Raw genomic sequence first — 12744 nt, forward strand, 5'->3', positions numbered from 1 at the left:
GAGCACAAACAGACAGGTGGGAAAGAAGTTCCCACTCCCCCTCAGCCTTCCCGTCCCTATCGATCCGTGAGCGTGCGGAGAAAGGCTACAACGGCGTCAATCTCATCGTCAGAGAGTGCCGGTGTCTTGCGACCGAAAGGCGGGTCCATGTTGATGTTGGGCCAGTAACAGCGGGGAAGATCGTCATACAGCGTCACACCGTGGGGGCCGCGCGCATACCATCGCCCCGGATCGCTGTCGCGCGTGACATAGAACGCCACCGCCTCACGCAGATCGTGCACAACGCCGTTATGGAAAAACACTTTCCGCTGCGCGACATTACGCAATGAAGGCGTGCGGAACAGACCGCAATACTCCGCCCGGTCGCGGAAATCGGTCCTGAGTGGGCCGCACAGCCCGAGGTCATGAAAGGCAGAATCGTGGTTGGCGGCGATCTGCCTGTTGCGCGGCACGGCAAGCGCGATCAGTCCATAATCGGTGAACCGCGGTGGCGAACCATCGCGTCCCGGCGCACTGACATGGCAGGACGAGCAGTTCCCTTTCGCGGGATCTTCGAACAGGGCCAGCCCGTGAAGCTCCTGCGGCGTAAGTTTTTCCTTTCCCGCCAACCAGCCATCGTAACGACTGGTGAACGGATAGAAAGTCTTCGCCTCCTGCTGATAGGCTTCCAGCGCCTCCAGCGCGACAGCGAATCGTGACTCCCCTTTCAGCGCCAGACGGTCCAGCGTCGGGCCGTGGCCAAATGCGGCCAAAGCCTTCTCCACCGCCGTCTCATTAGGATTCGCCATCTCATCGGGCGAGAGCAGCGGAATACGCGCCTGCACCGCCGTGCGGTCCACACGCCCGTCCCATGTCAAACCACCTGTCGGACCGTTGTCCACGCTTTCATCCAGTTCGTCTTCGGACTCGAACTCGTGCTCGGAAAACGCAGGCACGTCCTGAAGGTAAGTGAGCGAGGGTGGAGCACGGAAACTGGTGCGGGCCATGTCCACACCACCCGGTTGCACCGGGCGCGCATCGGGCGGACCAAAGCCATGCACCGGATCGTGACAGGATGCGCAGGACACGCGTCCGGAGGCGGACAGGTGGGGATCGCGGAACAGGGCGGCGCCAAGCGCCGTCAACTCCGCCGTTCGCGCCCGCACCTCGGCGCGCGACATCACGGATTGGGCGGCAAGCGGAGAGATGCCAAAGACCGTCAGGAGAACGACCAGTCCAGACATAGGCCACGACGCACAGAACTTCATGGCCCCTCCGTCCGGTTGCACGAAAACGGCTTTTCCTTACAACAGACCTGCGCACTCCACGACGCATCGCGTCCGCCTCCCCTCGTCATGGCATGGAAGACTCGCCGCATGCGCCGTTCACTCCCGGCTCTCTCGTTTCTGCTGTTTGCGGCTCTGTCGAACACGACTTCCGCCGCTCGGGCCACACCTGCTGACAAACGCCTCTCGCAGATCGATACGGTCGTGGTGATCTACGCCGAGAACCGTTCCTTCGACAGTCTGTACGGACGCTTTCCCGGTGCGGACGGATTGGATCATGCGCCCGCTTCCGCCCTGCGCCAACGGGACCGCGACGGCAGCCTGCTGCCCGAACTGCCACCCATCTGGGGCGGCCTGACGGGGCGCGGCGTCACACCGGCCGTCACGCAGGCCATGACCGAGCATCTTCCCAACGCGCCTTTTCAGGTGGACGCCGCCAAGGGCTTCAATGTGCCCGACAGCCTACGTACCCGGGATCTGTGGCACCGTTTCTACCAGAACCGCATGCAGATCGACGGCGGCCACAACGATGGCTTCGTCGCATGGGGCAACGCGGGCGCGATGCCAATGGGTAACTGGGCTGGCGCAGGGATGAAGATGTGGTCCATCGCCCGGCGCTACACGTTGGCGGATCATTTCTTCATGGGCGCATTCGGCGGCTCTTTCCTCAACCATCAGTGGCTGATCTGTGCCTGCGCTCCGGTCTATCCCGATGCCGCCAACAGTCCTGCGAAAGACCTGATCGCGCACACCACGCCCGATGGCAAGGCGCTTGCGCTGGCCGCCAATTCCCCACGCTCGGCCCTCGAAGGGCCACCGAAATTCGCCCATGACGGCGACCTCACACCCGATGGGTACGCCGTGAACACCATGCAGCCGCCCTATCGGCCAAGCTGGAATCCGGCTCCCGAAGGCATGGACGCGGCCCTCTCCGATCCGTCTGTGCCCACAACCCTTCCACCCCAGAAAGACACCACCATCGGTGAGCGACTGACGCAGGCCGGTATAAGCTGGGCATGGTATGCGGGGGCGTGGAACGATGCGCTCAAACGCGGCCTCAAACCTTCACCGCCCGCCTTTCAACCACACCATCAACCCTTCAATTATTACGCCGCCTATGCTCCCGGCACGGCAGCGCGAAACGAGCATCTGCGCGATGGTGGCATGGACGGCGTGAAGTTCCTTGCCGATATCGATGCCGGACGTCTGCCGCAGGTCAGCTTCTACAAACCCCAAGGCAATCTCGATCAGCACCCGGGATATGCCAACATCACCTCAGGCGACGCGCATCTGGCCACGCTGATCGAGCATCTCGAACACTCCCCGCAATGGCCGCATATGTTTGTCATCGTCACCTATGACGAGAACGGCGGCCTGTGGGATCATGTGGCGCCCCCGAAAGGGGACCGCTGGGGACCGGGTTCGCGCATTCCCGCAATCCTGATCTCGCCCTTCGTGAAAAAGGACCATGTCGAACACACGTCCTACGACACCACCTCGATCCAGCGTTTTCTTAACCGACGCTTCAGCCTGCTCCCTCTGCGGGGTCTGGTGGATCGTGACGCCGCCATCGCAGCACACGGCCAGCGGCCTCTTGGCGACCTGACGGAAACGCTGCTCCCCGCTCCATAACGAAGCGCGCGTTCACAACCCCTGCGCTGTGGGATAGAGCTTGGGGCATGACACGTCTTTCCTTCCCGGTGCTGCGTGCCGCAGCCCTTCTCTCCGCGCTGGCAGCCACGCCGCTGCTCGGCTCACTTCCCGCTCATGCCGATGGGTCGTTCACACCCGCGCAGCGACAGGAAATCGTTTCCATCGTGCGCGAGGCGCTCAAGCAGGATCCGACGATTCTGGCCGATGCCGTGGCCGCCATGCGTGCCAAAGGCGAGGCCGTGCAGCAAGCCGCCAGCCTTCAGGCCGTGCAGCAGAACAACGACAAGCTGGGCCGCAGCAACACCGATGTCGTGCTGGGCAATCCGAACGGCTCGGTCACACTGGTCGAGTTCTACGATCCGCGCTGCCCTTACTGCCGCAAGGTGCTGCCGATCATCGATCAGCTTGTCCGTGACGAGCCGGACGTGCGCATCGTGGAAAAGGTCATTCCCGTGCTCGGCCCCAACAGCCAGCTTGAAGCGGCGGCCCTCCTCGCCAGCGCGCGCCAGAATGCCTATCTGAAGTTCCAGAAGGCGCTGATGACCGACAGCGAGACTCCCTCGCTCGAACGCGTGCGCGCGATTGCCACCAGCATAGGCCTCGATGCTGACCGGCTGGAGCGTGACATGAAGAGCACCGACGTCATGACGGTGCTCAGCGCCAACATGGACCTCGCCCGCAAAGTGGGCGTGGACGGCACACCGACCTTCATCATCGGTGAGAAGACCATCATTCCGGGCGCTGTCTCCGAGAGCGACCTGAAAAAAGCGATCGCGGCGGCCCGTCAGGCGAAATAACGCCCACTACGACAGACTGAACCGCGCGGACGGAAAGCAACGCTTTCCTGTCCGCGCGGGAGCCATCGGCTACATCGCGTGGCTCATCTCTCCTTTGCCAATCGTCACATACGTCATCATGCCCTGATCTTCGTGATCGAGAATATGGCAGTGAAGCATGGCCGCGCCCTCGAAATCGTCATAACGGGTGCGGACGACGGTTTGGAAACCGGGTTTGACGAACAGGGAATCCCGGAAGACGTGGCGTTGATCACAGAACTCCGGACTGTAGAAGGTGGACGACGCATCGTCGGAATCCGCCAGACGATATTTCATCTTGCAGCGTCCATCGGATGTGAAGATCGAATCTCCGGTACTTTCGTCGATGATGTCCATGATCTCCACCGGATTGACGTGCACATGAAACACGTGCTGCCCCGCAGCCGTGCCGACCGGCCCCATCAGATGGGTGCCGATACGCCACTCATCCACATCTCCCAATTGCACATGATAGGAATGGGTGGGGTCCATGCTGAACGGCAGCGCCGTGACGCCATCCACCGAGACCAGTTCGTTCTGGACCAGACCGATCATGCCATTGATGCTGGCATCAGGCATAGGCTGACCCGGCGGCAGGGCAACGCCCGACGCCAGCGGCATGGTCAGGGATCCGAAAAAGGCCGTGGGGTAATGGGTCACGCTCAATCCCGACAGGTCACTGCCCGGTGTGCCGCCGGCGGGGAAATAAGCAAAATCGCTGAGGTCGAACCGTTCCAGACGGGCCCGAACGAACGCTGGCAAACCCTCCGAGCCTTCCCGAAAAAGACGCTGGATCCGCGCATCCGTGTCCTGTGTTCCACTACGCTCTTCATGATCGTCCTCCACCGTCACGACAGCAATGATGGAAGGCGATTTGCCCTGCGGGCGTGAGCGATAGGGAATAACCGTGTTGAGCGTGTCACCACCCTGATCGATGACGCAATAAAGACCCGGTTTGCGGAACGTGATCAGCGTGTCGCTCCGCTGGCCCGGATAGAGATAGTTGATGGCCTTGCGCGAAATGTCGTGGCGCGTGAGGCCATCGGCCGCGATTTCATACTGTGCAACGGTTTCGCCCTCACAGGTCATGCCGACATTCGATGATGTCGCATAGTCCGGTAGATGCAGACGACGGCTTCCGTTTCCCGAACGGGCACGAACGATTTGCACATTGAGCGTGTCATGCACACCCGCCGCGATCATGCGCCACCGCTCCACGGCGCCCACCCGCGCACGCATGACAGGCTGCGTCTCGCCATTGACCAGTGTGTAGCGTTGCGACAACGCCCACGCATCCCGCGAAACACCGGACGCATCCGTGCGACTGCTGATGAACTGGCTGCGGAAATTCTCGACAACGCCTTCCTGACCTTTCGGGCATGTCCACACACCCGTCGCGCTGTCCTGAAGAAGCGTCTTGTGATCGGCATCCGCGAAACATCCATACGGGATCTGCTCGAACAGCATGACGCGATCGGCAATCGGCGTGCCGAAATGATCGTGTAGAACAGTGTCGATGTCCGTCACGCCACCGTTGCGCCAGCGGTCAGCGTAGCGCCGCAGTCCTCGCACGATAAGCGCGCCTTCCTCACCACTCGCCACCCCAATGGAGGTCGCGCCGTGCTGATGGGCGTGGTACCAGAACGTGCCGGCGGGATGATCGGCCGGAATGGCGTAACGGTAGTTCCATGTGCCGCCCTGTGGCATCACGGTGTTCATCACGTTGTCCGCATGGCCTTCGGGCGAGACGTGCATGCCATGAAGATGCAGGTTCTGCCTGTTGAAACATGCCGGGGTGTTCAGGGGTTTCGGGCAATCCGTGTCTGGCTCCGCTGGCAGGTCGTTGCGGAAATTGATCCGCAAATCATCGCCGGGGGACACGACAATGGTGGGGGCGGCCAGACAGCTGTCATATGAACGCAGGCGCACCGGATCATAGCGGTTTTCCTGCGGATTCCAGATCTGGTTGTGAGAATAGGCCAGCCGCAGAGCAGCCGTGACTGTGCGACCGGACCGACGAACAGCGTTCGCGCCACAGGATGACTGCGACTCTTCCAGATGCGATGACCAGTAATCCGGCCGCACAGGCTCGCGGAACCGATGGTTGAGAGCCGGAAAGTCCCTATTCTTTTCTTCAAATAAAGACGACTGCGCCTGAGTGGGCGCAGAAAAAAAGACCGTCAGGGCCGGTGCCAGCAGCACCCCCGTCAGGCAGAACATGCGAAACGACATCGGAAATCCGAAAAGAATTCATGATCATCCCGACAAGAACGGATGATTTCCGACGTCGTGTTGTATTCAGCAGGTTTCCATTACGGCGTGACAGTTCGGTGATATTCTCATGACCCTGTCTTGCTCCGCAAGCGGAAGAAAAGCCTGATCGCTTTTCTTCCTGACCACCGAACATTCAGACCGTAAAGTATTTCGCCTTCAGGTTGAGAATAACCAGCGCCGATGTCGATTGCTCCGGATGAAGCTGATACCCATCCGAGAGCGACACACCGATCTTCTCCGCGTCCAGAAGCTTGAGGATTGGTTCCTGATCTTCAAGACGCGGACAGGCGGGATACCCAAATGAGTAGCGGGAGCCGCGATAGCCCTGCGACAGCAGCTTCTCCATGTCGCGGGCGTCTTCTCCCGCAAAACCCAATTCGGCACGGATGCGCTTGTGGGTGTATTCCGCCATCGCTTCTGCGACTTCCACCGACAGGCCATGCAGATACAGATAGTCCTGATAACGGTTCTGCTCGAACCAGTCGCGCGCCATGTCGGACGCCTTCTGACCGACCGTCACCACCTGAAGACCGATCACGTCGCGTTCGGCGTCATCCACATCGCGCACAAAATCCGCAATGCACTCGCCATCCTCGCGCGGCTGACGCGGCATGGTGAAGCGGGCCACTTCGGTCGTGCCGTCCTCGGCAAACAGAATCAGATCGTTCCCCTGCCCTGCGGCCTTCCAGTAACCATAGGACGCGCGCGGCTTGAGAATGTCGTCCGCCTCGCACAGCGTCAGCATCCGACGCAGCACGGGGCGCAATTCCTGGCGTGCCCAGCTCAGGAAATCCTCAAGCGAGCGCCCCTGTTTCCGAAAGCCCCACTGGAACTGATAGAGCGAGCGTTCGTTGAGGAACGGCAGCACGGCGTTCGTCTCGGCCTCGAGCGTGCGCGGTCCCCAGAACGGCGGCGTGATAACCGGCTCGTCTTTCGTCATGCGGCGACGGCGGATCTGCGCGGCTCCGACATCTACCGGCCCAAAGCCACGCTCTTCCGCGGCCTCCGGCGTGCGCGGAGCACTGCGTTTCGCTTTTCCCTCGCGACGCTTGGCAATAGCGGCGGCGTAATCATCGAAGCCGCCTTTCGCCACCACATCCATCAGCGCAAGACCATCGAACGCATCGCGAGCATAAGCCACGCGCCCATGCGTGCCGTAAGCAGCGGCGCAGTCTTCTTCCACATAGTTGCGGGTCAGCGCCGCACCACCGAGAATGACCGGAAGATCGAGACCCTGCCGATCGATCTCTTCGAGATTTTCCCGCATGATGACGGTGGATTTCACCAAAAGACCAGACATACCAATAACATCGGCCTTCTCGGCGCGGGCGGATTCGATCATGTCCGCCACCGGCACCTTGATGCCCAGATTGACAACGCGGTAGCCGTTGTTGGTCAGGATGATGTCCACAAGATTCTTGCCGATATCGTGCACGTCACCCTTCACGGTGGCGAGCACGATCGTCCCGCGCGCCTGCCCCTCGACACGCTCCATATGCGGTTCGAGATAGGCCACGGCGGCCTTCATCGTCTCGGCGGACTGAAGAACGAAAGGAAGCTGCATCTTGCCCGCGCCGAACAGCTCGCCCACCACCTTCATGCCATCAAGCAGCACGTTGTTGATGATGTCGAGCGCGGGCATCTCCTGCATCGCCTCTTCAAGATCGGCTTCCAGCCCCTTGCGGTCACCGTCCACGATGCGATCCTTCAGGCGCTCGGGCGCGGTCTCGGCTTTTGCCTTCTTGGCAACGTCAGCAGCCTTCCGACCTTCGAAGAGAGACAGGAATTTCTGGAGAGGATCGTAGTTTTCTGCACGCCGATCGAAGATCAGATCTTCTGCGACCTTCACTTCCTCGGCGGGAATCAGATGCAGCGGTCGGATCTTGGAGACATGCACGATCGCCCCCGTCATCCCGGCTTTTACGGCATGATCGAGGAAGACCGAGTTTAGCACGGCGCGCGCCGCCGGATTCAGGCCGAAAGAGATGTTGGACAAGCCGAGAATGATCTGGATGTCGGGAAACTTCTCCCGGATCATGCGGATGCCTTCGAGCGTCCACTGACCCAGCTTGCGGTCATCCTCCACGCCCGTCGCGATGGTGAAGGTCAGCGGGTCGATCAGCAGATCGGACTGCGGCAGACCGTATTGATCGCACGCGAACTCGACCAGACGCGACGCAATGCGCAGCTTGTCTTCCGGCGTCTTGGCCATACCGACTTCGTCGATGGTCAGCGCCACGACCGCCGCGCCGAACTTGCGGGCGAGCTTCATGCGATCATGCGCGATCTGCTCGCCATCCTCGAAATTGATCGAGTTGATGATGGGCTTGCCACCGTGCAGCTTCAGCGCCGATTCAATCACGGGCGTTTCCGTGGAATCGATCACCAGCGGCGCATTCACTGAGGACGTGAAGCGACGGATGACCTCATCCATTTCCGCTTTCTCGTCGCGTCCGACGAACGCCGTGCAGACATCGAGCGAGTTGGAGCCTTCCGCCACCTGTTCGCGTCCGATGGCTACGCAGCCATCCCAGTCATGCGCTTCCTGAAGCTCACGCCATTTCTTGGACCCGTTGGCGTTGCACCGCTCGCCAATGGAGAAATAGGCATTCTCCTGCCGCAAGGGCATCTGGCTATAGAGACTGGCGACCGATGGCTCCCAGTTCGGAGTACGGGGCGTGGGCGCCGGACGATGCCGGCCCGATGGCGCGCGGCTGCGCAGCATGGCGTCGAGGGCAGCGATATGCGGCGTGGATGTACCGCAGCAGCCGCCGATGATGTTCAGCCCGTCCTCAATAACGAACCGTTCCATCCACAGCGCCATTTCCTCGGGGCTGAGCGGATAATGTGTCTGGCCATTGACCAGTTCCGGCAGGCCGGCGTTGGGCAGCATGGAGAGCAGGCCGGGCCAGTGCTCGGCCAGCCACTTGATATGCTCAGCCATTTCCTGAGGACCGGTGGCGCAGTTCAGCCCCATCAGATCGACGTCGAGGCTCTGCACCACCGTCGCGGCAGCAGCGATATCGGGGCCGACCAGCAGCGTGCCGGTGGTCTCGACCGTTACCTGCACAAAGATAGGTGTGTTGGTGCCCAGCTCGGCGCGGGCGATCTTCATGCCGTTGACGGCGGCCTTGATCTGGAGCGTGTCCTGACAGGTCTCGATCAGGATGGCGTCCACACCGCCCTCGATCAGCCCGCGCCCCTGCTCGGCCAGACCGGCTTCAAGCGTGTCGTAATCGATGTTTCCAAGGGAGGGCAGCTTGGTGCCCGGTCCGACGGAGCCAAGCACATAGCGGTGCCGGTCGTCATCGAAGCCGTCCGCCGCCTCTCGCGCCAGTGTCGCGGCAATGCGGTTGATCTCGCGCGCACGGTCCTGAAGGTCGAACTCGCTCAACGTGATGGGAGAACCACCGAAGCTGTTGGTCTCCACCATGTCCGCACCAACTTCGAAATATCCACGATGGATTTCGCGAACCAGTTCAGGGCGGGAAAGGTTGAGGATCTCGGTGCAGTTCTCCTGTCCCCAGTAGTCGCGCTCCGTATCGAGATCGAGCGCCTGCACGCGCGATCCCATGCCGCCGTCACACAGCAGAACCTGTTCACGCAGGGCTTCGAGAAGCGGGGGGCGGGTGCTTTTGGGCGAGGTCATCGGGTGGCCCCATCGACTGTTGCTGGGAGAACTGCGCATGACTGCGACAGAAGAAAGGCGCTTATTTCAGAGGCCGCCCAGCCTGTCCAGAACGCCGAACATGCCGCCACCTTGGTCATGATAATGGCGGCACGGACTAAGTCTCTGATATAGAGAGGGAACATTCGACCTTGCGTTCTGGAGAGTCCGCCCTGCCCTGCCTGCCTCTTTTCGTCACAGCCCCCGATGATCTGGATAATCAGGAAATGCGGCTGCGGGCCATATCTCTGCTGATCGAAACCTGCCCACTCTCCGACATCCAGAAGGGAACAGGATGGCAGCAGACTTTGTCCTTTCCGGAACGGGCCGAGAGGGCGGAACGCCCGCGCTCCACCGCGTTTTCCATCGAGAATGGTCGCCATGCGCCAGCTTGTGTGTGCTGCGTGGCGCGACCGGCCCTCGCCATGACGCTGCTGGAGCGGTTTCAGGCGCGCGCGCGCGGCACCTGCCCGTTTTTTCAGCGCGTGGTCCTTGTCGTGCCACGCGATCAGGTTGCTCAAACGGGCGAGGCACTAAAAGCCGATCCCCTGTTGCAGGATCTCCTCACGGTGGAGACGACAGCGTAACCAAAAATCATTCTTCTTGCGGTAAAGGAATGTGAACATAGCGTATTTCTGGCGCGTTTCCGGCAAAAAGATTGTCTCGCTTCATGAGAAAGATCGTCCGGAAGGTCGCGACCGCGTGCAATTTGTGTGGTAGAGGCCGGACAGCGTTCCCATTCGACGGGGGACGCAGGCAGTTTTTTGTAGAGGACGATCTGTGGCTCCAGTCGATAACGCGCGTGGCCTTCCCGGCCCGGATGGGCACTCCCGCGATTCGCAGGGCGGATCTTCCGGCGCTTCAGAGCGTGTCGCTCCCGCCATGATCCGCCTGAAGGCGGTCATCGCGGCCGCCCATTTTCATGGTCTCGAACTCGACGTGCGCGATTTTGCGGCGGACCCCGACGAGACAAGCCCTTCCCCCGCCACATTGGCACGCTGGCTCAACGAGCAGGGTGCGGTGGCCAAGGGCATGCGGATCAAGTGGCGCTATCTCGTCAAGATGAGCAACTCGCCACCGATCGTGCTGATGCTCAAGGATGGCTCAGCCGCCATCATGGTCAACGCCGACGCCGGTCACAACATCGTCTGGCTGCGCGACCCGCTGGGCGATGAGGCGCAGCCGCCGGTCCCGGTGGATGAAATGCGCCTGATGCAAGTGTGGACGGGTGACATCCTGCTGATCAAGCGCCGCCGCGACCAGTCGGAAGCCGATGCGCCGATCAACATCTCCTGGCTCGCCAAGATGGTGCTGCGCGAGAAACGCTCGCTCCGCGACATCGCCATCGCCTCGATGACGCTCAGTATTCTGCAGATTTTCCCGCCGCTGATCGTCATGCAGGTCATTGACCGCGTGGTGAACAATCACTCGATGGCCACCCTGATCTCGATCACGGCCATTGTTCTGGTGCTGTCTTTCTACGAAGTGCTGCTGTCCTACGGGCGCCGTGAACTGACGCTGGTGCTCACCACCCGAATCGACACCCGGATATCGCTGCATCTGTTCAGCCGCCTTCTGGCTCTGCCATTGGAATATTTCGAGCGCCAGCAGGCCGGTAATGTCATCGGTCGCGTCATGGCCATCTACAAGGTCCGCGACTTCATGACGGGCCGCCTGATGTCCACCTTCCTCGACCTGTTCACGCTCGTCGTCATCCTGCCTTTTCTATTCTATCTCAGTTCTACGATGGCGTGGATGACAGTTGCGACATCGGGCTTGATCGGCCTGTTGATCGTCGTCTTCATGGGGCCGGTCGGGCGTCAGTACGGCGCCCTGATCCGCGCGGACATGCAGCGCTCCTCCGTAATGTATGAAACAGTGGCGGGCATCCGCACCATCAAGACGCTGGCGCTGGAACCCACCCGCAAGCAGGAATGGGACGTGCGGACGGCGGACGTCATCCGGGCCAAGCTGGCCGTGGGCCGCATGTCCAACTGGCCTTCCACACTGAGCATGCCGCTGGAAATGTTCATCAACCGCGGCATCATCCTTGTCGGTGCCTATCTGGTGCTGACGGGCGCTTCCTCGGTGGGCGCGGGTGCGCTCGTGGCGTTCATGATGCTCGGTGGCCGGGTGGCCTCCCCTCTGACGAATCTCGCCCGCCTTCTAGATGACCTCAACGAAGTCACGGCATCGTTGGGTGAAGCGGCTTCGGTGCTCAACCAGCCGACCGAAACAAAGGCGCTGACCACCGGCATGCGCCCGCGCATCAAAGGTGCGCTGTCATTCATCGATGTGAACTTCTCCTACCCCGGCTCGACCACCAAGGCGCTCAACGATGTCAGCTTTGAAGTCCCGGCGGGCACCATGCTGGGACTGGTCGGGCGTTCCGGTTCCGGTAAATCCACCATCACCCGCCTGCTTCAGGGCGTGAGCCGTTCCTACACCGGCTACCTCAAGCTCGACGGTGTGGATCTTCGTGAAATCAACCTGACCCATCTGCGCCGTTCCTTCGGCGTGGTGCTTCAGGACAACTTCCTCTTCCGCGGCACCATCCGTGATAACATCACTGCGGGACGGCCAGGCCTGACCATTGACGATGTGGTGCGCGCCGCGCGTCTGGCCGGCGCGGAAGAGTTCATCGAGCGCATGCCCGCTGGGTACGAGACCTTCATCGAAGAAGGCTCCACCAACATTTCCGGTGGCCAGCGCCAGCGCCTGGCCATTGCGCGCGCCGTGATCTCGGACCCCAAGCTGATGATCCTCGATGAGGCGACCTCCGCTCTCGATCCTGAAAGTGAGGCGCTGGTGAACGCCAACCTCGAACGGATCGGCAAAGGGCGCACGATGGTCATCGTGTCCCACCGCCTGTCCTCGCTGGTGAACTGCGATCAGATCCTCGTCATGGAACAGGGCAAGGTGGCCGATATCGGGCCGCATGAAGTCCTGCTAGAGCGCTGCACGATCTACCGGACGCTGTGGATGCAGCAGAACCGGCATACCGAAAGCCGCAAGAATGCCGACGCCGACCGCAATGACGCAGCGCCTCTGATCGCGGAAGGAGACTGAC

Annotated in this window: 7 protein-coding genes; 4 read left to right on the plus strand and 3 right to left on the minus strand. The window is 61.2% G+C overall.

The window, feature by feature from the left end:
* Window positions 1–56 precede the first annotated feature (56 nt).
* Entirely contained in the window at window positions 57–1247 is a 1191-nt protein-coding gene (locus tag KUA11_RS12415) for a cytochrome-c peroxidase (protein ID WP_217410588.1), read from the minus strand.
* A gap of 108 nt (window positions 1248–1355) precedes the next feature.
* On the opposite strand from KUA11_RS12415, the gene acpA reads away from it, so the two are divergent.
* Together acpA and KUA11_RS12425 are read left to right on the plus strand one after the other, a co-directional pair.
* Window positions 1356–2897 carry an acid phosphatase gene (acpA, locus tag KUA11_RS12420; RefSeq protein WP_254454910.1) on the plus strand — a complete coding sequence of 514 codons (1542 nt, stop codon included), beginning with the start codon at window positions 1356–1358 and terminating at the stop codon, window positions 2895–2897.
* Between the two features lie 47 nt (window positions 2898–2944).
* Window positions 2945–3715, plus strand: a complete 771-nt coding sequence (locus KUA11_RS12425) for a DsbA family protein (protein ID WP_217410590.1) — start codon at window positions 2945–2947, stop codon at window positions 3713–3715.
* A 69-nt stretch (window positions 3716–3784) separates the two neighbouring features.
* Here KUA11_RS12425 and KUA11_RS12430 read toward each other — a convergent pair whose 3' ends face one another.
* The gene (locus KUA11_RS12430) at window positions 3785–5965 is read right to left on the minus strand and encodes a multicopper oxidase domain-containing protein (protein WP_254454911.1); all 2181 of its coding nucleotides are present in this window, start codon (window positions 5963–5965) and stop codon (window positions 3785–3787) included.
* 175 nt (window positions 5966–6140) lie between these two features.
* Window positions 6141–9656: a methionine synthase gene (gene metH / locus KUA11_RS12435; protein ID WP_217410591.1), complete on the minus strand. Its 3516-nt coding sequence runs from the start codon at window positions 9654–9656 to the stop codon at window positions 6141–6143.
* A gap of 170 nt (window positions 9657–9826) precedes the next feature.
* Between metH and KUA11_RS12440 the strand changes: the two genes are divergently transcribed.
* Window positions 9827–10261, plus strand: a complete 435-nt coding sequence (locus KUA11_RS12440) for a hypothetical protein (RefSeq protein ID WP_217410592.1) — start codon at window positions 9827–9829, stop codon at window positions 10259–10261.
* Window positions 10262–10556: 295 nt separating this feature from the next.
* Window positions 10557–12743, plus strand: coding sequence for a peptidase domain-containing ABC transporter (locus KUA11_RS12445; RefSeq protein ID WP_217410730.1), 2187 nt, complete (start codon window positions 10557–10559; stop codon window positions 12741–12743).
* Window position 12744 lies beyond the last annotated feature (1 nt).

The sequence above is a fragment of the Acetobacter estunensis genome (genome assembly GCF_019083805.1).
Taxonomy (GTDB): domain Bacteria; phylum Pseudomonadota; class Alphaproteobacteria; order Acetobacterales; family Acetobacteraceae; genus Acetobacter; species Acetobacter estunensis_A.